General features: G+C 64.9%; 25 protein-coding genes. 15 read left to right on the forward strand and 10 right to left on the reverse strand.

The genetic code is table 11. The annotated features are described in order from the left end of the window. The first annotated feature begins 84 nt into the window (after positions 1 to 84). Together J3474_RS16740 and J3474_RS16745 are read left to right on the forward strand one after the other, a co-directional pair. The gene (locus tag J3474_RS16740; RefSeq protein WP_207094923.1) at positions 85 to 1,392 is read left to right on the forward strand and encodes a sensor histidine kinase; all 1,308 of its coding nucleotides are present in this window, start codon (positions 85 to 87) and stop codon (positions 1,390 to 1,392) included. After that, complete coding sequence (locus J3474_RS16745) at positions 1,379 to 2,140, forward strand: LytTR family DNA-binding domain-containing protein (protein WP_207094924.1); 762 nt, start codon at positions 1,379 to 1,381, stop codon at positions 2,138 to 2,140. The genes J3474_RS16740 and J3474_RS16745 overlap by 14 nt, the downstream gene beginning before the upstream one ends. 126 nt (positions 2,141 to 2,266) lie before the next feature. Here the strand turns inward: J3474_RS16745 and J3474_RS16750 are convergent, their stop codons facing one another. Continuing rightward, entirely contained in the window at positions 2,267 to 2,575 is a 309-nt protein-coding gene (locus tag J3474_RS16750; RefSeq protein ID WP_041559165.1) for a UrcA family protein, read from the reverse strand. Between the two features lie 291 nt (positions 2,576 to 2,866). Here J3474_RS16750 and J3474_RS16755 point away from each other — a divergent pair, with 291 nt between their 5' ends. From J3474_RS16755 to J3474_RS16765, 3 genes are read left to right on the forward strand one after another with little or no spacing between them, the layout of a single operon-like run. Continuing rightward, complete coding sequence (locus tag J3474_RS16755; protein WP_013834545.1) at positions 2,867 to 3,136, forward strand: hypothetical protein; 270 nt, start codon at positions 2,867 to 2,869, stop codon at positions 3,134 to 3,136. 36 nt (positions 3,137 to 3,172) lie between these two features. Beyond that, on the forward strand, positions 3,173 to 4,027 hold the full coding sequence (locus J3474_RS16760; protein WP_013834544.1) for a diacylglycerol kinase family protein: 855 nt from the start codon (positions 3,173 to 3,175) through the stop codon (positions 4,025 to 4,027). A 10-nt stretch (positions 4,028 to 4,037) separates the two neighbouring features. Next, positions 4,038 to 4,898, forward strand: a complete 861-nt coding sequence (locus J3474_RS16765; protein ID WP_013834543.1) for a metallophosphoesterase — start codon at positions 4,038 to 4,040, stop codon at positions 4,896 to 4,898. Between the two features lie 154 nt (positions 4,899 to 5,052). Here the strand turns inward: J3474_RS16765 and J3474_RS16770 are convergent, their stop codons facing one another. Genes J3474_RS16770 through J3474_RS16780 form a run of 3 tightly spaced genes read right to left on the reverse strand, consistent with a single transcriptional unit; the run spans position 5,053 to position 6,707 of the window. Beyond that, positions 5,053 to 5,766 (reverse strand): GIN domain-containing protein, encoded by a 714-nt coding sequence (locus J3474_RS16770; protein ID WP_207094925.1) that lies wholly within the window; start codon positions 5,764 to 5,766, stop codon positions 5,053 to 5,055. Between the two features lie 25 nt (positions 5,767 to 5,791). Further along, the gene (locus J3474_RS16775; RefSeq protein ID WP_013834541.1) at positions 5,792 to 6,358 is read right to left on the reverse strand and encodes a DUF1700 domain-containing protein; all 567 of its coding nucleotides are present in this window, start codon (positions 6,356 to 6,358) and stop codon (positions 5,792 to 5,794) included. Then, the gene (locus J3474_RS16780; protein ID WP_013834540.1) at positions 6,348 to 6,707 is read right to left on the reverse strand and encodes a PadR family transcriptional regulator; all 360 of its coding nucleotides are present in this window, start codon (positions 6,705 to 6,707) and stop codon (positions 6,348 to 6,350) included. Before J3474_RS16780 ends, J3474_RS16775 begins: the two co-directional genes overlap by 11 nt. Before the next feature lie 251 nt (positions 6,708 to 6,958). On the opposite strand from J3474_RS16780, the gene J3474_RS16785 reads away from it, so the two are divergent. The 5 genes from J3474_RS16785 to J3474_RS16805 all read left to right on the forward strand — a co-directional run bounded on the left by J3474_RS16785 (position 6,959) and on the right by J3474_RS16805 (position 12,663). Beyond that, a complete protein-coding gene (locus J3474_RS16785; protein WP_207094926.1) occupies positions 6,959 to 8,317 on the forward strand; it encodes a hypothetical protein in 1,359 nt (452 codons plus the stop codon). A 180-nt stretch (positions 8,318 to 8,497) separates the two neighbouring features. Beyond that, entirely contained in the window at positions 8,498 to 9,838 is a 1,341-nt protein-coding gene (locus J3474_RS16790; protein WP_207094927.1) for a M48 family metalloprotease, read from the forward strand. A gap of 66 nt (positions 9,839 to 9,904) precedes the next feature. Next, positions 9,905 to 10,591, forward strand: coding sequence for a DsbA family protein (locus J3474_RS16795; RefSeq protein ID WP_007012576.1), 687 nt, complete (start codon positions 9,905 to 9,907; stop codon positions 10,589 to 10,591). 64 nt (positions 10,592 to 10,655) lie between these two features. Then, complete coding sequence (locus tag J3474_RS16800) at positions 10,656 to 11,819, forward strand: sensor histidine kinase (RefSeq protein WP_007012575.1); 1,164 nt, start codon at positions 10,656 to 10,658, stop codon at positions 11,817 to 11,819. Between the two features lie 46 nt (positions 11,820 to 11,865). Continuing rightward, on the forward strand, positions 11,866 to 12,663 hold the full coding sequence (locus J3474_RS16805; protein WP_013834537.1) for a LytTR family DNA-binding domain-containing protein: 798 nt from the start codon (positions 11,866 to 11,868) through the stop codon (positions 12,661 to 12,663). 91 nt (positions 12,664 to 12,754) lie between these two features. On the opposite strand, the gene J3474_RS16810 is transcribed toward J3474_RS16805, so the two are convergent. Beyond that, complete coding sequence (locus J3474_RS16810) at positions 12,755 to 12,964, reverse strand: hypothetical protein (protein WP_007012573.1); 210 nt, start codon at positions 12,962 to 12,964, stop codon at positions 12,755 to 12,757. 346 nt (positions 12,965 to 13,310) lie between these two features. Here J3474_RS16810 and nadC point away from each other — a divergent pair, with 346 nt between their 5' ends. Together nadC and J3474_RS16820 are read left to right on the forward strand one after the other, a co-directional pair. Beyond that, positions 13,311 to 14,171: a carboxylating nicotinate-nucleotide diphosphorylase gene (nadC, locus tag J3474_RS16815; protein ID WP_207094928.1), complete on the forward strand. Its 861-nt coding sequence runs from the start codon at positions 13,311 to 13,313 to the stop codon at positions 14,169 to 14,171. Positions 14,172 to 14,215: 44 nt separating this feature from the next. After that, the gene (locus J3474_RS16820) at positions 14,216 to 14,878 is read left to right on the forward strand and encodes a ribonuclease T (protein ID WP_207094929.1); all 663 of its coding nucleotides are present in this window, start codon (positions 14,216 to 14,218) and stop codon (positions 14,876 to 14,878) included. A gap of 11 nt (positions 14,879 to 14,889) precedes the next feature. Here J3474_RS16820 and J3474_RS16825 read toward each other — a convergent pair whose 3' ends face one another. Further along, the gene (locus J3474_RS16825; protein ID WP_013834534.1) at positions 14,890 to 15,345 is read right to left on the reverse strand and encodes a nucleoside deaminase; all 456 of its coding nucleotides are present in this window, start codon (positions 15,343 to 15,345) and stop codon (positions 14,890 to 14,892) included. Positions 15,346 to 15,459: 114 nt separating this feature from the next. Here J3474_RS16825 and rpmB point away from each other — a divergent pair, with 114 nt between their 5' ends. Further along, positions 15,460 to 15,744 carry a 50S ribosomal protein L28 gene (rpmB, locus tag J3474_RS16830; protein ID WP_007012569.1) on the forward strand — a complete coding sequence of 95 codons (285 nt, stop codon included), beginning with the start codon at positions 15,460 to 15,462 and terminating at the stop codon, positions 15,742 to 15,744. A gap of 116 nt (positions 15,745 to 15,860) precedes the next feature. Here rpmB and J3474_RS16835 read toward each other — a convergent pair whose 3' ends face one another. From J3474_RS16835 to xseA, 4 genes are read right to left on the reverse strand one after another with little or no spacing between them, the layout of a single operon-like run. Then, positions 15,861 to 16,847 (reverse strand): esterase-like activity of phytase family protein, encoded by a 987-nt coding sequence (locus tag J3474_RS16835; protein ID WP_207094930.1) that lies wholly within the window; start codon positions 16,845 to 16,847, stop codon positions 15,861 to 15,863. A 48-nt stretch (positions 16,848 to 16,895) separates the two neighbouring features. Then, complete coding sequence (locus J3474_RS16840; RefSeq protein WP_007012567.1) at positions 16,896 to 17,810, reverse strand: M23 family metallopeptidase; 915 nt, start codon at positions 17,808 to 17,810, stop codon at positions 16,896 to 16,898. Then, complete coding sequence (locus tag J3474_RS16845) at positions 17,807 to 18,010, reverse strand: DUF2093 domain-containing protein (RefSeq protein ID WP_207094931.1); 204 nt, start codon at positions 18,008 to 18,010, stop codon at positions 17,807 to 17,809. The genes J3474_RS16840 and J3474_RS16845 overlap by 4 nt, the downstream gene beginning before the upstream one ends. A 26-nt stretch (positions 18,011 to 18,036) precedes the next feature. Beyond that, positions 18,037 to 19,560 (reverse strand): exodeoxyribonuclease VII large subunit, encoded by a 1,524-nt coding sequence (gene xseA / locus J3474_RS16850; RefSeq protein ID WP_207094932.1) that lies wholly within the window; start codon positions 19,558 to 19,560, stop codon positions 18,037 to 18,039. Between xseA and purD the strand changes: the two genes are divergently transcribed. Continuing rightward, positions 19,559 to 20,842, forward strand: coding sequence for a phosphoribosylamine--glycine ligase (gene purD, locus J3474_RS16855; protein WP_013834528.1), 1,284 nt, complete (start codon positions 19,559 to 19,561; stop codon positions 20,840 to 20,842). The genes xseA and purD overlap by 2 nt on opposite strands. Positions 20,843 to 20,855: 13 nt before the next feature. Beyond that, positions 20,856 to 21,380 carry a hypothetical protein gene (locus tag J3474_RS16860; RefSeq protein WP_041559160.1) on the forward strand — a complete coding sequence of 175 codons (525 nt, stop codon included), beginning with the start codon at positions 20,856 to 20,858 and terminating at the stop codon, positions 21,378 to 21,380. The last annotated feature ends 24 nt before the right edge of the window (positions 21,381 to 21,404 follow it).

The following is a 21,404-nucleotide window of genomic DNA, read 5'->3' on the forward strand; positions in this document are numbered from 1 at the left end:
GCATCCGGAGCATCGACGAACGACGCACCGGATTCGATCGGGGAACTGGCGCGGAAGGGAACTTTCGCGCTATTCCAACCGTGCATGACGGATCTTTCCAACGAACCCAGGGTTCCGGCGCGGCTGGTACTGCTCTCGCTCGCGGCCCTTTGGGCGTGCTATTTCACGGTCGCGACGCTGCGCGGCGTGGTGATCGGCTTCGACTTCGTCTGGCCGATCATCTCGCGCCGGCTGACGATCTGCATCCTGTCCATGCTGGTCATGGTGGCGGTCTGGCCGCTGCTGCAGATGCTCGACCGCAAGTCGGCCGGGGTGCGTCTGGCTGTGGTGCTGATGGGCGCCCTGCCCCTGTCGCTGGTCCTCAGCCTGATCAACAATACGATCTTCTCCGACATCGAATATGACGAGGACCAGGGCGGCAAGCACGAGACCTCGGTGACGACGGACAAGGGTAACGTGCGCATCTCGCGCGACGAGGCCGGAAACATCCTGGTCGACCTGCCCAATTTGCGCGAAACGGGAGGGCCCCTGGACGATGGTACCGGGGCTGCGGGGGAAGAGGCGGTCCCGGATGTTCAGGTACGCCCCACTCGGCGCAAGGACGGCGAATCCGCCATCACCATTCATACCGAAATACCCAAGGATGCCGCGTTCAAGCGCTGGGCGTCCATCGCCGACACCGCATTCGGCCGCTACTTCCTCGTCCTTGCCTGGGCGGCGCTCTACTTCGCACTGGCCAAGGCGGAGGAAGCGCGTGCGGCTGAGCGGCGCGAAGGCGAATATCGCCGTGCGGCCGAAGCGGCGGAGTTGCGCTCGCTGCGCTACCAGGTCAATCCGCACTTCCTGTTCAACACGCTCAACTCGCTCTCCGCGCTGGTGATGACCGGAAAGCAGGACGATGCCGAAACGATGATCCAGACGCTTTCCACCTTCTATCGGCGGACCCTGTCGGGCGATCCGACCGGCGATCTGCCGCTCACGGAAGAGATCGAGCTGCAGCAGCTGTACTTCGCCATCGAGGCGGTGCGTTTCCCCAATCGTTTGCTGACGAAGATCGATATTGACGATGCCGTCGTCGATGCGAAGGTGCCGGGCATGATCCTCCAGCCGCTGGTCGAAAACTCGGTCAAGTACGCGGTCGCCGCCACCCAGAGGCCGGTGACGATCGCCATTGCTGCGCATCGCGAAGGGAATGAACTGGTGATTTCGGTAAGCGACGACGGCCCCGGTGTCGAAGCGGGCAAGGCGCAAGGCTGCGGTATCGGTCTGGGCAATGTCCGTGACCGGCTGCGCGCGCGCTATGGCAGTGCGGGCAGCATCGATTTTGGAAAGACCGCCGATGGCGGCTTCGCCACGGTCCTGAGAATGCCGCTGGAGCATGGCCGTGGCTGAACTGGACGCAGGAAACGGCGCTGCGCAAGGTCCCCTGAAGACGCTGATCGTCGACGACGAGCCGCTCGCGGTCGAGCGCATGCAGGTGATCTGCGCGCGCATGGAAGGGATCACCGTGACCGGTACCGCAAGCGACGGAGAAGCCGCGCTGCGTCTGATCGATGCGCTGAGGCCGGATCTTGTGCTGCTCGACCTGACGATGCCGGAAACCGATGGCCTTACCGTTGCCCGCAGGCTTTCCGGCAAGGCCGAGGCGCCTGCGGTGATCTTCGTGACGGCGCACGACGAATTCGCGGTCGAGGCCTTCGATCTCGATGCGGTCGACTACGTGCTCAAGCCCGTCGCCCCCGATCGGCTGCAGCGTGCTATCGGCCGGGTCATGGCAAGGCGCGGTGAACGCACTGTCCCGCCTAGCGAGTGGCTGGAGGAATTCTGGGTGCCGCACCGCTCCGAACTGGTCCGGATCCCGGCAAGCGACGTGCAGCGTATCGATGCCGAACGCGACTACGTGCGCCTGCACGTGCCGGGGCAGAGCTACCTGCTGCTCCAGACCATCACCAGCCTTGAGCAGAAGCTCGATCCCGAGCATTTCATCCGCATCCACCGCAGCTGCATCCTGCGCCGCGATTTCGTGGCCGGACTCAAGCACGAAGGGCTGGGCGTTTGGGCCGCCGAGACGGGTGATGGAGAGGCCCTGCGGATCGGCCGGACCTACCTGCCTGCCGTGAAGAAGATGGCCGGCCGCTGAGACTCGCGCCTCCAACTTCCCGCATTGTCCGGAGGTGCAAAGAAAACGGCGGGCCGTGAAGCCCGCCGCAGGTATTTTTCCGGGTCTTATTTTTTTGGGACCTCGTTGGTTCGCAAGGCATCCGCCTCAGCCGCCGAGCTGCGCTTCCTGAGCGGCTGCGATCTTGCTCGCCATCAGCGTCTTCGCGCTCTCCAGGGCCTGGCGATAGCACTGGGTCTTCTCGCGTGAGTGGATGCGCGAACCGGTATCGTAGCGATCGTATTCGCAGGCGCTGCGGGCGGCACGGTCGATGCGGCGCTCAAGGGTCTGCTGGCCTTCGACAGAAGCCAGATCGAGATCGGAATAGCGGACCTCGACATCCTTGGCGTAAGTCGGGGCTGCGGTCATGGCCAGGCCAAGAAGTGCGGCGGCGGCGAGCGGGGCAGTCGTGAACATCGTGTTTCCTCCTCGGGTCTGAGCCGGGGCGGAAGGTGTTCCGGGCGGCTCGATGTGATCGTTCTGCCGCCGATTCCCTGCGCCTTCACGCGCACGTCGACCGCGGGTCGTTCGATCTCGACGAAGGGGGTGCCGTGGGGACGAACGACATATGCACTCGACGAACGGCGAGCATCTGCCCGGACGAAACCGTCCAATCTGCCGGTAAACTGTCGGAAGGCGCGCGATTCGGCCCCGCGATTCGCGCATGTGCTGGCAAGTTGGCTGCGCGCGATGTAGGGTGCGAAGGCAATGGTGGGCCTGATCATCGTCTTCTGTCTGGGCGTTCTCAACTTCGCTGCGCACAAGGCCGTTCTGGAAAGCGGGCACCCGATGCTTGCGCAGGTGCCCTGGTTCTTTCAGCCGTTGGGGGGGCGTCTCAGCCTGATCGTCGAATTCGCGATGTTGCTCGGCGCGATGGTCATGGCCGCGGCGGGATCGTCCGGCTGGGCCTGGGTCTACGCTGTCTATACCGTGCTCAACGGCTTTTCCGCATGGCTCATCTACAGCGGCAAGCTGTGACGGGAACCGCAGGGCCGCGGCCCGGTTTTTCGATACATGGGAAACGCGAAGAAAACTTGGCTCGTCTGCAACGCGGCGAGCGGCAGCAACGACGATGAAGCCGTAGCCGAACTGGTCAGCGCGCTGGACAAGGCTGGCATGTCGCCGGCCCGGCGTATTCGTTTTCCGGACGAAAGCGCGCCCAGCCCAGAGCAGCTTGACGCGCAAGGCGTCGAGCTGCTGGTCGTGTTCGGAGGCGACGGGACCACCCATAGCGTCGTGACCGAGGCCTACGGCTGGGGCGGCGCTCTGCTGGTCCTGCCGGGCGGAACGATGAACCTGCTGTCCAAGCGCCTGCACGGTGATGTTCCCGCGGCCCAGATCGTCGACAGGCTGGCGAAGGGCAACGCCCGTCGCGTCCGCCCGCGCGTAATCCGCTCGCGTCATGGCGAAGGGCTGACGGGAGTGCTGGCCGGTCCGGGCGCCATCTGGAACGAGGTGCGCGAGGCGATGCGCTCTTCCAACATCCTCGAAGTGGTGACGACGACCCGTGAGGCCATCGCCCATTCCACAAGCGCGCCCAAGGTGGTCTGCGAAGGTGTCGACTGCGGACGCAAGGAGGGCTATGCGGCGATCACCGTGAACCCGCATGACACCGGCCTCGAAGTAAAAGGCTATTATGCCGAGACGCTTGGCGACTTTGCCGGGCAGGGTATCGCGCTGCTCAACCGAAACTATCGCGATGGCCCGCATGACCAGTTGGGCATGCACGAAACCATCCGGCTCGTCTGCCCCGAGGGAGAACCCATGGGCCTGTTGATCGACGGCGAACCTTTCGACGGGGGAGCCGAGGACCAGTTCACTCTGGCAAATTGCGAAGTAGACCTGTTGGCGACTGCCGATGCACGGTAAGGTCTCGAACATGTATTCCGGGCCGATCAAGCTCTTCCACCTCAGCGACATCCATTTTGGGTTGGAAGATCGCGAGGCCCTCGCCTGGGTGGAGCAGTGCATTGCGCGCGAGAAGCCGCATGCGGTCGCAATCACCGGCGACCTGACGATGCGCGCGCGGCATCGTGAATTCGCTGCGGCGACCGACTGGATTTCCGCGCTCGACGTGCCGGTGACGGTCGAAGTGGGCAATCACGACATGCCCTATTTCAACCTGCTTGAGCGTTTCACCACGCCCTACAAGCGGTTTCACAAGATCGAACGCGTGGTTGAGGCGCAGCTGGACCTGCCCGATCTCGCCATCGTGCCGCTCAAGACGGCGACCCGGGCGCAGTGGCGCTTTCCCTGGTCGAACGGCTGGGTGACGCCCAGGGCACTGGAAGAGACTCTGGCCGCGATCGACGCGCATCCTCCTGGGACCCGCATTCTGGTCACGGCGCACCACCCGCTCACCGAACGTGGACCCGGCGGCAAGCTCCTCACGATTGACGGAACGCGGGCGATGGAAGCGCTGGCCGAGCGCAAGGTCGCTGCGATCCTGACCGGGCACATCCACGATCCGTTCGATCTTCTCGAGCAGACCGCGCGCGGGCCGCTGCGCATGATCGGTGCCGGCACCCTTTCGCGCCGCATCCGTTCGACGCCGCCGAGCTTCAACGAGATCCTGATCGACGGGGACGAGATCCGGGTCACGGCCCGCAATCTCGAGCAGGTCCCCACGCCCGACATGCAGATCCGCGAAGTGCCGGAGAACGCAATGCCGCCGCGCGAAAGCGACGAACCGGTGGCGCCGGTCCGCGCCGTCCCTCCTGTCGATCCGCCGGTGCACTGAAGGTCGGCAGGGCGTTCCTTCCGGGATGGTGCCTGCGATCCGAGACGCAGAAAAGGCCGCACCGTCTCATGACGATGCGGCCTTCTTCATGGATCGACCGCCGCACGGCGGGGGGTGTTCGGTGCGGCGGAAGGCTCCTCCGTCTGCGATATTCTCAGTAGTCGTGGTCGACCGAGCCAATGCCGTTGATCTGGCTGCGCAGGGTCGCCGGCTTGCGGACCAGGCTGACGTTGCCTGCACCATTGATCACGATATCGACGAGATTGCGGGCGCCGACGGTCACGTCGCCAACGCCGTCGATCCGCACCACGGCATCTTCGGCGTCGACTTGGCCGACGTCGATCGAGCCTGCGCCTGCCGAGGTGATGAACAGCTTGCGAACCCGGCCCTTGGCATCGAGATCGACTGCACCCTCAGAGCGCAGCGTGAACTTCTCCTGGTCGAGACCGGCGAGAGTCACGTCGCCCGGCGCGTCGAGGTCGAGACCGTTGATCTCGGGCGCGGTGATCCGGACCTTGATGCCGCGGCTGGAGCGATACTTGCCCTCGATGCCGAGGCGACCGTTCACCCAGGTCAGGCGCTCGACGATCTTCTGCGGGCCGGTGACGATCATCTCGGACGTATCACCGCGGGTGAAGCTGAGCTGGACCGGGATCTCCATGGCCAATTTCGCGCCGGGCTCGACGGTGAACTTGCGGGTCCTGTCGGGCCCCTGGTCCTTGTCGTCCTCGCCGATGGTCCAGCTCCAGCCATGGCCTTCGGCAAAGTCCCGATGCAGCTTTTCGCCGCCGATAACCCATGCCGAGCCGAATGCGACGATCGAAAGGATCACGCCGCTGGCGAATACGATGAGCAGTTTCCTGAGCATCTCAGTCTCTCCTTCCTACGTCTTTTCAGTCTTCTGCGTGGATGGCGGGCTCGATCACCCGGTAGTGCAGGCGGCCGAACCACATCAGCGCGTTGACGATCCAGATGCTGATCAGCGTCAGCAGCGCGCCGGCTGCGACCGAGGCGCTCATCATGCCCAGCCCTGCGAGGATCGCGACCAGCCAGCCACCGGGAAAGCCGTTGAAAGGCCCGACGATCAGCACGAAGCCGCCGGAAACGAAGATCGCCAGGACCGCCACGAACAGGCCGAAGACGACGCCGATGATCGGCAGGACGATCGGCAGCAGTATCAGGATGTCGATCGTGGCAAGTCCCATGAAGGCCAGGATTGCGGACCAGGCCGAAGACGGCGAGCGGGCGCTTTCCCAGTTGCGGAAACCGGCCTCGAAGCGCAGTTCGCGGGCGAGGCGGACGGGATTGCCGAGGGCGGCGGCGACTTCTTCCTCGCTGCGCCCGTCTGCGGCGCCGGCGTCGAAATGCTCTTCGTAGTCGGCGACGATCTCGGCGATGTCGTCCTGAGGCATGCCCTTGAGGCCGGCCTTCAGGCGCTTGATGAACTCGTTACGCTTCATGGCTGGTCTCCCCTTCCTTCATCGGCGCTTCACTGCCGAGGATGAGGCCGTTCACGGCGGTGGTGAAGGTGCGCCAGTCGCCAACCTGTTCGGCCAGGCGTTCGCGACCGGTATCGGTGATGCGGTAGTACTTGCGCGGCGGACCCGAGGGCGATTCCTCGAGGTAGGTGGTCACGAGACCTTCCGACTGCATGCGGCGCATGAGCGGATAGATCGTGCCTTCGCCCATATCGACCGCGTCGGCCATGCGGCTCGCGATCTCGTAGGCGTAGCTGTCACCGCGCGACAGCAGCGCCAGGACGCATAGCCCCAGCACCCCTTTCTTCAACTGGATTTCGATTTCGGACATCGAATCATCTCCTGCGGATGCCCAGTGTATATCGCAAGCTACTGTGTGATGCAAGGTACCATGTTAAAGGTAGTACATGTGCATTGATTGGTACCTCTCTATAAGAAGGTATCGGGTAATGTTCTGCGTGGGAAAAATCGCGTGTTCGCTGCAGCTTGGAAGGCCCCGGCATCGCGGGCGGCGCAACTTAAGCGTTAATTTACCATGTTGCGCCAGAAGGGAGGTCAATTCGACTTGCTGGGGATTTCCGCATGGACAGTTTGCGCGGTCAGTTTTCTGGAGAGGACCAGCCCGAGGAGGGCTCCTTCCACGAACAGGACAGCGGCCGGGAGCCGCCCGCCATCATCGGCAAGGATGAGCGGCGCATGCAGGTGCGCGCCTACAATTTCTGGGCGAGTCTGCTGGATAACCGCCAGTTTCCTGACATTGCCGACCTCGATCCGGAAAGCCTCGGCGATTTCGGGCCCTATAGCGTGCTGCTGGACTTCACCCATGGCGCTGACGATCCGGCGATCGTCTATCTGGGAGCGGAACTGGCCGACGAATGCGGTACGACCGGTGCGATTCGCGCACTGAGCCAGGTCCCCACACGCTCGCTGCTGTCGCGTATCACCGATCACTACATGCAGATCATCGCCAACCAGGCGCCGATCGGTTTCGAGGCGGAATTCGTCAACCAGCGCGGCGCGACGATTCTCTACCGCGGGATTCTCCTGCCCTTTTCGCGCAACGACGACCAGATCGATCACATCTACGGTGTCATCAACTGGAAGGAGCTGGCCGACCAGACCAGCACCGACGCGCTGATGAAGCAGATCGACGAGGCGGTCGAGACGCGCCCTGCCATGCTGCGCAGCACGATGCCGCTGACCGGCTGGGCTGACGGCCCGCTCGATCTCGGCATGGTCGAACCTGTCGAGGGACCGGCCGGGATGGACCTGTCGCTCGAAGGGTACGAAATCGACGACGACGACTATTTCGAAGATGCGCCGATGCCGGCTGTCCACCGCGAGATGGAACTGGGCGACTGGCTCGCCTCGGCCCGCGAACAGGCGATGCTCGCGCGCAGCAGCGAGGAACGCTCGCGCCATGCGCTCTACGAGGCGATCGGCCTCGCCTACGACTTCGCCCTTGCTGCCGAGAGCGCGCCCGACGATTTCGCCGAACTGGTGGAAGATGCCGGTCTCAAGGTGCAGGACCGCGCGCCGTTGATCCCGCTGGTCAAGCTCGTCTTCGGTACCGACTACGACAAGACCCGCCTCACCGAATTTGCGACCGTCATCGCCCACGGACGCCGTCTCGGCCTCGAATGCGGGGCGCTTGGGGCGTTCCTGTCCGATGCACCCGGCGGCCTCAAGGCTCTCGTCAAGGAAGAGCGCCGCCTGCGCCGTGAGGAAAGCGGAAAGGGCAGCGGGCCGCTTTCGCGTCACGAGACCCTGATCGAGGGACTGCGTGGTCTCGACCCCAAGCCGATCGAGGACGTCGCTCGCAAAAGCGAGTTCACCGTCCTCGTCGCGCGGCGCCTGGATTCGGGCGAAGTGGTGCTGCTGGGCGAGGTCTGCGACGACGAGGCGCTGTTGGACCGCGCGGCCCGGCAGATCCTCGGATAGGAACCGACCGGGGGCGTTCGACCGGCATTCCTCAGGCGGCGCCCTTGGAAACGGCATCGGCGCCCGCTAGGCTGGCGGGCCAGCGCGCGACAACTGGCCATCCCCGGCGCTTCAGCGGGGGTTAAGGCCGCAAGGGTTCCAAGAGAGACGATGCCGTTTCAGCGAATTGCCGCCCCCCTGATGAGGTTCCTGGCCTTCCTCGCCCTGCTCGGCTGGGCGGCCGCGCCGGCTGCGGCGCAATCGATCCTGCGCGATGCGGAGACCGAGGCCCTGCTCAAGGACATGTCGGCGCCGCTGATCAAGGCATCGGGTCTCGATCCGGCCAATGTCGATATCGTCCTCGTCAACGACCCTTCCGTGAATGCCTTCGTTGCAGGCGGCCAGGCCGTCTATGTCAACAGCGGCCTGATCAACGAGGCGGATACCGCAGGCGAAGTGCAGGGCGTGATCGCCCACGAACTGGGTCACGTCACCGGCGGGCATGCGGTGCTCAATCTGGGTGCCAGCAGCGCGACCAATATTTCGCTGCTTTCGCTCCTGCTCGGTGCGGCTGCGGCGGCAGCCGGTGGCGGTGAAGCGGCGATGGGCGTGATCATGGCCGGCCAGCAGGCCGCCATGGGCAAGTACCTTGCCTATAACCGTTCGCAGGAGGCTTCGGCCGATGCCGCCGGGGCGCAGTACCTTTCCGCAGCCGGGATCAGCGGCCGTGGCTCGGTCGAATTCTTCAAGAAGCTGCAGAACCTCGAGTTCCGCTATGGCTATCGCCCCAAGGACGGCGACGAGTTCTACAGCACCCACCCGCTCACCGGCGACCGCATCCAGACGCTGCAGGATACCTATGAGAAGGACCCGGCCTGGAACAAGCCGGACGATCCCAAGCTGCAGCAGCGCTTCATGCGGATGAAGGCGAAGCTGTTCGGCTACCTTGCCGAACCCAAGGACGTCCTGCGGCAGTACCCGCTGACCGACAATTCGATTCCCGCCCACTATGCCCGCGCCTACGCCTATCACAAGGACGCGCGGTTCGATCTTGCCACGGCCGAGACCGATGCGCTGATCGAGGCCGATCCCGAGGACCCTTACTTCCTGGAGCTGGAAGGTCAGATCCTGCTGGAATCTGGCCGTCCGCAAGAAGCGCTGGCGCCGCTGCGCAAGGCGACCGAACTGACCGGAAACCAGCCGTTGATCGCGACCCTCTTCGGCCATGCCCTGATCGCGACCGAGGACCCGTCGAACTTCAAGGAGGCCGAACGGGTGCTGCGCAATGCCGTAGCCCGCGACCGCGAGAATCCGTTCACCTGGTACCAGCTCGGCGTGATCTATGCGGCCAAGGGCGACATGCCGCGCGCAAGGCTGGCCAGCGCGGAGCAGCAGGTGCTCTCCGGCAACATGAATGCCGCCCTGATGAGCGCGCAGGCGGCCGAGGCGGGCCTGCCGACGGGCACGCCGGACTGGATCCGCGCGCAGGATATCGAGATGCAGGCACGCGCCGAACTGGAACGCGAGAAGAAGCGTCGCTAGGACAGCGCGCAGAAAGCGGCGGCGCGCTTTGCCGCAACGAGGCAGGATCTACGAATGGCTACAGGCATGAAGTACGCATTTTTCGCTGTGCTGATCGCGGTTCTCGGTGTCGGCGGCTGGTTCGGCGGGCGCATGGCGATCGAAAGCGTGGTGCACGACTATATCCTCGATCATCCCGAAATCCTGCCGCAGGCGATGGAGAATCTCCAGAACCGGCAGAGCAGCAAGCAGCTCGCCGGCGTGCGTCAGGCAGTGGAAACGCCCTTCCCCGGCGCGGTGCTGGGCAACCCCGAGGGCAAGGTCACGCTTGTCGAATTCAGCGACTATGCCTGCGGGTACTGCCGCGCGAGCCTGCCTGACGTGATCGAGCTGGTGAAGAAGAACCCCGACCTGCGCATCGTCATCCGCGAACTGCCGATCATCAGCCCGCACAGCCCGGAAGCGGCGAGGATGGCCCTTGCCGCAGCGGAGCAGGGCAAGTTTGCCGAGTTCCACGATGCGATGTTCGCGGCCGGGCAGCTCGACCCGCAGACCATCGAGGCGACCGCCAAGGCCGTCGGCCTTGACATGGAGCGCGCCCGCAAGGTGGCCGAGAGCAAGGATGTGGCGGCGGAAATCCAGCGCAATTACGAAACCGCCGGCAATCTCGGCTTCGGCGGAACGCCAAGCTGGATCGCGGGCGATCGCCTGATTTCGGGCGCGGTGGGCATCGATCAGCTCTCCAGCGCGGTCGCCGACGCTCGGGGGAGTTGATAAAGGGAACATCCTGTCGCAGGGGATTGTTCAGCTTTGCGCGGATCTGGGCTAGGAAGCGGTCATGAGCGTCCTGCCTATCCAGCCCATTCCGTTCTTTGCCGACAAGGACAAGGCCTTCTGGCGCCTCCAGGCGCTCGGCTGGGGCGGGGCCATGCTGCTGCGCACGATGTCGGCGATCGCCAACGACCAGCGCCTCTCGTTCCTTGTCCTGGTCCTGATCGCCACGATCACCGGCTTCTCGATCTCGCTGGTGCTCTCGGTCATCTATCGCACACTGATCACCCGCCGGGCGCTGGTGACCTGGGGCATGACCGCGCTGATCCTGCCTTTCGCGGTGGGCCTCAACGCCTTCATCGATGCCTGGGTCATCTCGCTGTACCGTTCGGACAGCGATGCGACCTTCACCCAGCTGTTTCTCGGCGTGTTCTACCTCGATGCCACCCTGCTCGGGGCCTGGTCCGCGCTCTATTACGCCATCAACTTCTATCTGCAGATCGAGGAGCAGAACGACCAGCTGATCCGGCTGGAGAATCAGGCGACCCAGGCGCAGCTGGCGATGCTGCGCTACCAGCTCAACCCGCATTTCCTGTTCAACACACTCAATTCGATCTCGACCCTGGTGCTGCTCAAGCAGACCGAGCCGGCCAATGCCATGCTCTCGCGGCTCTCGTCGTTCCTGCGCTATACGCTCGTCAACAAGCCCTCTGCGCGGGTGACGGTTGCGCAGGAAGTGGAGACGCTCAAGCTCTACCTCGATATCGAGCGCATGCGCTTCGAAGAGCGCCTGCGGACCACCTTCCACATCGATCCGGCGACCGAATCCTGCCTGCTGCCTTCATTGCTGCTGCAGCCGCTGGTCGAGAACGCCATCAAGTATGCCGTGACCCCGCAGGAAAGCGGCGCGGAAATCACCATTTCGGCGCAACTCGTCGGCTCCATGCTTCGCATTACCGTTTCGGACACCGGCCCCGGCTTGCAAAGCCCCACCACCGACAACAGGTTGTCGGGCATGTCATACGATGGAGGTGAGCCCGTCTCCACGGGCGTTGGTCTGTCCAATATCCGTGATCGCCTGTCCCAGGCCTATGGCGAACATCACCGATTCGAGACTGTCGAACCGATCGAAGGCGGCTTTGCCGTCCTGATCGAAATTCCTGTCGAGCGCCGCGAAGCAGCAGAGGACGTCCCGGAAGCCCCTCGGCTTGCCGCAATGGCTGCACAATGAAACAATTTTGGGTCTCATGCGTTATGGGGCCCGGAGAACGAACAAGATGACCATCCGCACCATCCTCGTCGATGATGAGAAACTCGCGATTCAGGGCCTTCAGCTGCGCCTTGAAAAGTATCCGGACGTCGAGATCATCGATACCTGCTCGAACGGACGCGAAGCGATCCGCAAGATCAAGACCGAAAAGCCCGACCTCGTGTTCCTCGACATCCAGATGCCCGGTTTCGACGGGTTCTCGGTGGTCAAGGGCGTCATGGAGATCGAGCCGCCGCTCTTCGTCTTCGTCACCGCCTACCAGGAACATGCCGTGCGCGCCTTCGAGGCGAATGCGGTGAACTACCTGATGAAGCCGGTCGAGGAATCGAAGCTGGACGATACCCTTGCGCGCGTGCGCCAGCGCATCGCCGAGAAGCGCTCTGCCGACGAGGCGGAGAAGCTCAAGAACGTGCTGGCCGAAGTTGCCCCCGACGCGGTCGAGGCCATGCCCGAGGAAACCGATCCCAATGCCGATCGCTATGAAAAGCTGATCAACATCAAGGATCGCGGCCAGATCTTCCGCATCGACGTTGACAGCATCGAGCATATCGAGGCGGCTGGCGACTACATGTGCATCCGCACGGCAGACAACTCGCTGATCCTGCGCGAAACGATGAAGGACCTCGAGCGCCGGCTCGACCCGCGCGTGTTCCAGCGCGTCCACCGCTCGACCATCGTCAACCTGAACCAGGTCCGCCAGGTCAAACCGCATACCAACGGCGAATGTTTCCTCGTGCTCGATTCAGGCGCGCAGGTCAAAGTCAGCCGTTCGTACCGCGACGTGATTGCGCGTTTCGTTCACTGATAAAGGCGCCGCCGACGGCGCACGAACAGGAAAGGCCAGGGGCTCTCGCTCCTGGCCTTCGTCGTTTGCGGACCTGAAGTCGGACGCCAGCTTACTTCGTCGCGTACTGTCCGGCCTGGGCCTTGAAGTTCTCGCGCGCGAAAGTCTTGGCTGCGGACTGCGTGTCGAAGACTTCGTCCTGCAGGGTCGACTTGACGATCGGATAGCCGCGCGAATTGTAGTGCGTGTCGCGCACGGTCAGCCGGTATTTGCCATCCTCGCCTTTCTGGATGAGGTAGGGTTTTTCGACGCTGTCGTTCATGGCATTTCTCCGGGTCTGAGGGGAGTGAGGTGTGTTGGTTTCGCTATCGCCCCGCAGAAACCATGCGCGGTCTGCTGGCAGGAAAGCGCCGTCCCCAGCACAGGCAGGGCCTGAATCAGGGCGGACGAGGCTGCGGCCGGGATGCTCCGGTGCGAACTCAAATGATCGATTTTCATCTCGATGCTCCGGCAACGTAAGCGGGAGCGCGGATGGTCTCTCAGCCACGAGCGCCTACGAATTCGGATGCTCGTGATCCTTGCGCTATGGTCCCATGCGGCCGCGATTGCAAATCGCGCATCGATGGTGGTTCTCGACACGGGGCCGCGGCCTTGGCATGGACGGCGCCATGAACGACTTCACGCTGACCGGTTTCGACCTTGCCGCCTTCGTTGATGCAACGCTTGCCGAAGACCTCGGCGTGGGCCTGCCCGGGGGCGGGCATGACGTGACATCGGAAAGCGTGATCGACGCCGATGCGCGTTTTGCCGGCACCATGGATTCGCGCGACGCCATCACTGTCGCGGGCCTGCCGATCGCCGCGGCTTTCTTCCGCAAGCTCGACCCTGCGATGGAAATAGAGATCCTCGTCGAGGAGGGCGCCCGCGTCGGGCCCGGGTCGGACCTCATGCGCCTCTCGGGCAATGCCCGCGCCATGCTCACGGCGGAGCGCAGTGCGCTCAACACCGTGCAGCACCTGTCCGGGATCGCAACGATGACGCGCGAATATGTCGATGCCATGGGCGGACACGGCATCCTTCTCGATACGCGCAAGACGATCCCGGGCCTGCGTCACCTCGAAAAGTACGCAACCCGCACCGGTGGCGCGCAGAACCACCGCATGGGCCTGTGGGACGCAGCGATGATCAAGGACAACCACGTCCTCGTCGCCGGCGGCGTCGGTCCGGCCGTGGGGCGTGCCAAGGCGGCGGGCGTGGCCCAGATCATCTGCGAAGTCGATCGGCTCGACCAGATCGAGCCTGCCATCGAAGCGGGCGCGCATCACCTCCTGCTCGACAACATGGGGCCTGACATGCTGCGCGAGGCGGTCGCCTTGGTCGCCGGACGCGTGCCGACCGAGGCTTCGGGCGGCGTCAATCTCAGGACCATCGGCGCGATTGCCGCCTCGGGCGTCACTTATGTCTCGGTGGGCCGTCTCACCCAGAGCGCACCGGCCGCCGACATCGGCCTCGACTTCACGCCGCTGTGAGGCCGCTGCCAGCGGTTCGGGCCGGTCTGGTCCTTGCGGCGCTTATGCCGGCGCCTGCGCTCGCCCAGGCCTATCAGTGCGCCGTACCGCGCAGCATTGCCCCGGTGGGGCCGCAGGCGCCCGACGGGCCGGTCCGCAAGGTCGCCGTCGCGGGCTATACCCTCGCGGCAAGCTGGTCTCCCGATTACTGCAAGATGAGCGGCGAAACGGATTCGATGCAGTGTTCGCGCCGCAACGGACGTTTCGGCTTCGTCCTGCACGGCCTCTGGCCCGAAGCGCGCAAGGGCCCTGCGCCGCAGTGGTGTGCAACCCGGCCACTGCCCTCGCCCGACCTGCTCCGCCGCCATATGTGCATGACGCCCTCTGCCCGCCTCCTCGCCCATGAATGGGCCAAGCACGGCAGTTGCATGACGAAGCGGCCGGAGACCTATTTCAAGGTCAGCGCAATTCTCTGGCGCTCGATCCGCTGGCCCGATGCCGATCGTCTCTCGCGCGAGGACGACCTGACGGTGGGGGATCTGCGCCGGGCCTTTCTTGCCGGCAATCCGGACTGGACCGCGGATCAGGTCGGCGTGGACGTCAGCCGCGGCGGCTGGCTGCGCGCGATCGAGCTTTGCTACGGCAAGGATTTCATGCCCCGGGCCTGCGACCGCAGGCAGTGGGGGCCCGCCGATTCCGCCCCGCTGAAGATCTGGCGGGGCCTGTAGGGCGACAAGGGCTACCTGCGGTCCCTGAAGAAAGCCCTGAGCATTTCCGCGGCTTCGGCTTCCCCCATGCCCGAATAGACTTCCGGACGGTGCAGGCACTGGTCGTGTTCGAAGACGCGCGCGCCATGTTCGACCGCGCCGCCCTTGGGATCGGGTGCGGCGTAATAGAGCCGGGCGATGCGGGCGTGGGAGATTGCCCCGGCGCACATCGCGCAGGGCTCCAGCGTCACCCATAGCTCGCACCCTTCGAGTCGCTCATTGCCGAGAATCCGGGCTGCGGCGCGAATCGCTTCGATTTCTGCGTGGCTGGTCGGGTCGTGGCGTTCGCGCGGGCCGTTGCGGCCGGTGGCGATGACCTTTCCGTCCCTGACGATCACCGCGCCGATAGGCACTTCGCCCGAATCCGCGGCTTCCCGGGCTTGCGTCAGCGCCAGTTGCATGTATTCGGGGAGCGGCCAGCGAGTCATGAGGACGCGCTAGCCTGCGAAAAACCGCGGCGCAACTTGACGTTCACCTGGTGACTCGGTAAGGGCGCGCCTTCCCGTACAAACGGCCAAGATTTTTTTCGAGCGAGAGTAGACATGTCCCGCATCTGCGAACTGACCGGCAAGGGTCGTCAGGTCGGCTGCAACGTCAGCCACGCCAACAACAAGACCAAGCGCGTGTTCCTGCCCAACCTTCAGAACGTCACGCTGATGTCGGAAGGTCTGGAGCGTAGCTTCAAGTTCCGCGTTTCGACGCACGGCCTTCGCTCGGTTGAGCACAACGGCGGCCTCGACAACTGGTTGCTGAAGACTTCCGACACGAAGCTCAGCCCGCGCGCCGTCAAGGTGAAGCGTGAGCTGAAGAAGAAGCAGGCCGCCTGATTTCCGGCTCCCTTCGGGGAGCCTGACAAGGCACTGGTTCGAAAAAGGCGTGCGAGGGTTCCTCGCGCGCCTTTTCGCGTGCCTGCCTGCTTTCCGGTACTTTTCCTGTGCGGTTCTCAGGGCAGGTCGCGTGGATCGACGGAGAGTTTCCAGAGCAGCGTGCGCTGGAAATCCGAAAAATTGTCGTCCGAGATCAGCCAGACGGTCAGGCGATCCTTGCCCTGCGGCACGGCGGCAAGGCCTTCGAAATTGTCGACCGGCAAGCTCGAGGCGATTCGGGCCACTTCCCTTGCGTGCCAGATCGCGCCGGGACGAATCTCGGCCGGGTCGGCGATGGCGATGCGCCCGGCGAATCGCTGCGGCATCGGCCAGACCAGCCGTCGCATCAGGATCAGCAGGCGGCCGTCGGGCAATTGCGTCATGTCGGTGGGACTGAAGCCCTTCGGCCCATCGAAGGTGAAATGCCACGATTTCGGCCGCGTCGCGGGATCGCCCTCGAACACGACCGCGTCGTGTCTGCGATCCTCCAGCCAGCCCTTGAAAGCCTCGCGCAGCAGGACGATTCGCCCATCGGCAAGGCGGGTCATGGCTTCCGGGCCCGAGTTCACGCCCCAGTGGCGAATCGCGCCGGGCCGGACCTTGGCTTCCACGTTCAGTTCGGGGCCGAGCCGAACGATGGAATTGGAGCCCTCCAGGCCCAGCCAGATCGTCCCGGTACGCGGATCGCGCGTCGCCGATTCGACATCGCGATCGGCCTTGTCGTTCCAGCGGCTGATATCCAGGCTGCCGCTCGCCAGTGCGCCGGGTTTTTGGCCCGGCAAGGTGAAGCGCAAGTATCCGCCCGAATCGCTGACGGCGAGGAGCTGTCCGTCCGGCATCGCAAGCAGCGTCGAATAGCCGCCGAACCCGCGCGACCTGCTGGCCATGTGCCACGCGCCTTCCAGTCGGAATGCGCCGAGGTGATAGTGCGGGTCTGTTCCGGGGCGCGGCGTGAGGGCGACGTAGTCGAACGTCATTTGCGCCAGGCGCGGCGCTCTGGTTGAGCGCAGCCAGGTGACGGCTGCAAGCAGGATCAGAAGCAGAAGGGCGATGCTGCGGTGCACAAGGGCTGGATAGTCAATCGCGCGCCCACGGCAAGGCCACTTCGTCGATCAGTTCATCGGCCCGGTGAAAAGCAGGGGATCGAGCCTGTCGGACTGCCACTTGATGCTCCAGTGCAGGTGCGGGCCGGTAGCGCGGCCGGACATGCCGATCTTGCCGATCACCTGCCCCTGCTTCACGTGATCGCCTTCCTTCACAAGGATTTGCGAGCAGTGCAGGAAGGCGCTGTTGAGGCCCATGCCGTGGTCCAGCATCAGCAGGTTTCCTTCCAGCGTGAAGGGTTTTTCCGCCGCGAGGATGACGACGCCGTCCGCCGGAGCGACGAAGGGGGTGCCGCTTGTGCCGGAAGTTATGTCGATACCCGAATGGTAGCTACCCGGTTCGCCGCGATAGATGCGCTGCGAGCCGAAGCGGCCGGAAATGCGGCCCTTCACCGGCCAGATGAAGCGCTGGCGCCACCCTTGCGCGCCGGTTTCCATCGCCCGCGCTGCATTGATGCGGTCAAGCTCGGGCTGCCGGATCTTCATGAAGGCCTCGGAAGGCCCGCCTGCGCGGCGCGGAATGTTGATTCGCTCAATGTGCCAGTCGCGCGGGGAGACGGTGAGCGTCTGGCGATAGGTCGTGCCGTCCTTCATCCGTGCGGTGAGGATCTCCTCCGGCGCGGCATCGCGGTCGAACGCGGCGAACCAGGCGCCGTCCGGCGCGATTCGAACCGCTTCGCCGTCAAGCCTGAGGTCGGTGGTTCCCGCCGGGGCGACGCCGCGAATCCATCCGCCCTGGGTCATCTCGCCGGAGAAGGCAATTTCGGCCGGGCGCGGCGCTGCAGCCGGAGAGACCGGGGCAGTGGTCGAAGCATGGGCGGAACCGGCAGGTTCGACCATGGCGTTACCGGCAAGGATCAGGCCGCCAGCAGCGGCAAGGCCGCCAAGCTTCAGCCAGGCGAAACGCGTATGGAGGCCCTTCATGCCTTCCCGAGGAGACGCCGGGTGGCAATTTCCGCGGTGGCATAGGGTTCCTGCCGCTCTACGCTCCAGTAGCGCAGGGCTTCGAGCGAGATCTTCTCACCGGTTACGGCGCAGGTGACGAAGTGGCCGGAGCTGATCACGCGGAACCCGTTGGGTCCGTAGCTGAGGGTTGCGGGACGTTCGGCAGATGACATGAGCATGGGTGATTTCTAGCAGAGCCTCGTGGTCAAAACAAATCGCCTTGTCGCGGCCGCTCCGGTTTCGTTCTTTCCGGTCCGGTCGCCGGCTTGCGCGGGGCGGCCACAGCGGGCGCGGGCTTGGGCGCAGGAGACACCGAATCGCCTGAACCGGTGGTGACCGGCAGGTCCCCGTCACGGAATTCGAGAACCAGCGCCGCTTCCCGGGCTGCCAGTTCGCGGCTGGTCACGGCCCTGCCCTCGGTCGTCTTCACCAGGGCATAGCCGCGCTGCAGCGGCAGGCGCGGATCGAGCTGGGGCAGGACGCGCGAAACCGGGGCAAGGCTGTCGCGCGCCATCGACCAGCGGCGGGTGAGCAGGCGCGGCGTCAGGCCGGTGCGCGCCAGCCTCTCGCTGCTCGCCTGCGCGCGGTGGCGCAGCAGCGCGAGCGGCCTGCCGACCGAGCCCAGGCGCTTTTCGGCGTTCGAAGCGCGGTCCTGCAGGCCGCGGCGCAGGCGATCGGTCAATTCGTCCAGCTTCTGCGTCTTCGCGGCGAGAATCGCATCCGGCTTCGGCAGGCGCTGGACGCGCGCTTCTAGCCTTTCGCGTCCCAGCGTGACCGGCCGGAGGGCGCAGCGGCGCTTGCGCAGGGCCAGCTCGTCGAGCGTCGCCATCAGCTCTGCGCGCACCGGCACCGCGATTTCGGCGGCGGCGGTGGGCGTCGGCGCACGGCGATCGGCGGCATAGTCGCACAGGGTTGTGTCCGTCTCGTGTCCGACTGCGGAGATCACCGGGATCGAGCACTCCGCCACGGCGCGCACGACTGGCTCCTCGTTGAAGGCCCAAAGGTCCTCGATGGAGCCGCCGCCGCGTGCAACGATGACGAGATCGGGCCGCGGCACCGGGCCATCGGCGGGCATTTGCGAGAAGCCGCGCACGGCATTGGCGACCTGCGCAGCCGCGCCCTCCCCCTGCACCAGCACCGGCCAGACGAGCACGTGGCTCGGGAAGCGGTCTGCCAGGCGATGAAGGATGTCGCGGATCACCGCGCCGGTGGGTGACGTCACGACGCCAATGACCTTCGGCAGGAACGGCAGCTGCCGCTTGCGCTCGGGCGCGAAGAGGCCCTCCTCGGCCAGTCTGGCGCGCAGCTTTTCGAGCAGGGCGAGCAGCGCGCCTTCGCCTGCGATCTCCATCGAATCGATGACGATCTGGTACTTGGAGCGGCCGGGATATGTAGTCAGCTTGCCGGTTGCGATGACTTCGACGCCGTCTTCGGGACGAAAGGCGAGGCGCTGCGCATTGCCGCGCCACATCACGCCGTCGATCACCGCCTTGTCGTCCTTGAGTGCGCAATAGAGGTGGCCGGAGGCCGCGCGCTTCACGCCGGAAAGCTCACCGCGCAGGCGCACGAAGCCGAAACGGTCCTCGACCGTGCGCTTGAGCAGTGCAGAAATCTCGCTGATGGACAGCGGCGCGGCGTTGTCCCCGGCCGATTGCTTCGCTACCAGCCCACCCCTACGACCATCTCCATATTCGTCGTCATCGTAAGACTCATCGAAAGGCCGCGGCATGAATATCCTTCTTCTGGGCTCGGGTGGACGCGAACATGCGCTGGCCTGGAAGCTGGCGCAATCCCCGCGCTGCTCCACGCTTTATGCAGCTCCCGGAAATCCGGGGATTGCCGAGGCGGGAACCTGCGTGTCGCTCGATGCCACCGATCATGGGGCGGTTATCGCCTTTTGCAACGAGAAGGAAATCGGTCTTGTCGTGATCGGTCCGGAAGCGCCGCTGGTCGATGGACTTGCCGATTCCCTGCGGGCCGAGGGCATTCCCGTGTTCGGCCCGAGCAAGGCGGCGGCCCAGCTCGAAGGGTCCAAGGGGTTCACCAAGGACCTGTGCGAGCGCGCCGGAATCCCGACCGGTGGCTACGTGCGCGTCTCCAGCGAAGCGGACGGTCTGGCTGCGCTTGAGAAGTTCGGCGCGCCTGTCGTGATCAAGGCCGATGGCCTTGCCGCGGGCAAGGGCGTTACCGTCGCCATGACGATGGAGGAGGCGCAGGAAGCGGTGCGCGACATCTTCGCCGGCCGCTTCGGCGAAGCGGGCGCGGAAGCCGTGATCGAGGAATTCCTGGAAGGCGAGGAAGCCAGCTTCTTCGCCTTGACCGATGGCAGCACCATCGTCCCCTTCGCCTCGGCGCAGGACCACAAGCGCGTCGGTGACGGCGATACCGGCCCGAATACCGGCGGCATGGGCGCCTACAGCCCGGCGCCGGTGCTGACTCCGGCGCTGGAGGCAGAGGCAATGACGCGTATCATCGCGCCGACCGTCCGCACTCTCGCCGACGAGGGCATGCCCTATTCGGGCGTGCTGTTCCTCGGCCTGATGCTGACAGAGGATGGGCCGAAGCTGATCGAGTACAATTGCCGCTTCGGCGATCCCGAGTGCCAGGTGATGATGCTGCGTCTGGAAAGCGATCTCGTCGATATCCTCCAGGCCTGCGCCGAGAACCGCCTGGGCTCGATCCAGCCGCCGCGCTTTGCGAAGGATGCCGCGTTGACTGTCGTCATGGCGGCCAAGGGTTATCCCGGCACGCCGGAGAAGGGCGGCAGCATCGCAGGGCTTGCCGCCGCGGAAGCCGATGGTGCGAAGGTATTCCATGCGGGTACGGCACTCGTGGACGGACAGCTCGTCGCCAATGGCGGACGCGTGCTCAACGTCACCGCCCGTGGAGTCTCGGTCGGCGATGCGCAGGCGAAGGCTTATGCCGCCGTCGACGCGATCGACTTCCCGACCGGCTTCTGTCGCCGCGACATCGGTTGGCGCGAAGTGGCGCGTGAACAGAGCCAGGACTGACCGGAAGGCGGCGATGCTGGAACGTGCCGGTGCCATTCTCAAGCTGGCGGTTGCCCTCGCGATCCTGATCGCGGGCTGCGGCGTCGGATTTTACTACGGCATTTTCCTGCCGAACCATGCCGAGGTGCTGGAAGCGCGGCGCCAGGCAGAGGTCGAGGCGGAAGCCGAAGCGCGCCGCGCGGCGCAGCAGAAACAGGCTGCCGAGGCGGCCCAGCGCCAGCAGGCCGCGCGGGTGGAGTACGAGGATTGCGTCAATTTCGCGCAGCTCAATTACAAGAACCGCTGGGCCAAGAGCTGCCGCGCCATGCACGAGAGTGATGTGGCGGAGTTCCAGGACTGCCTGGACAACTTCTTCAGCACCGAGGAATCGTGCCGTCGGCGTCATCCGATCCGGCCCGAGCGCGGCTGTGCCCTGCCCTCGCAGATGGCCACCGCCCTTTCCGATGACCGCGACCGCGCCAAGGACCAGTGCCTTGGCAAGCTGCAGGCAAGCCAATCGGGCGGGCTTGGCGTTTCCGAGGATCCGGGTTCGTTCTGAGCCCGTCGAGGTTCGCTCATCCTG

The organism is Novosphingobium sp. PY1 (genome assembly GCF_017312445.1).
Taxonomy (GTDB): Bacteria; Pseudomonadota; Alphaproteobacteria; order Sphingomonadales; family Sphingomonadaceae; genus Novosphingobium.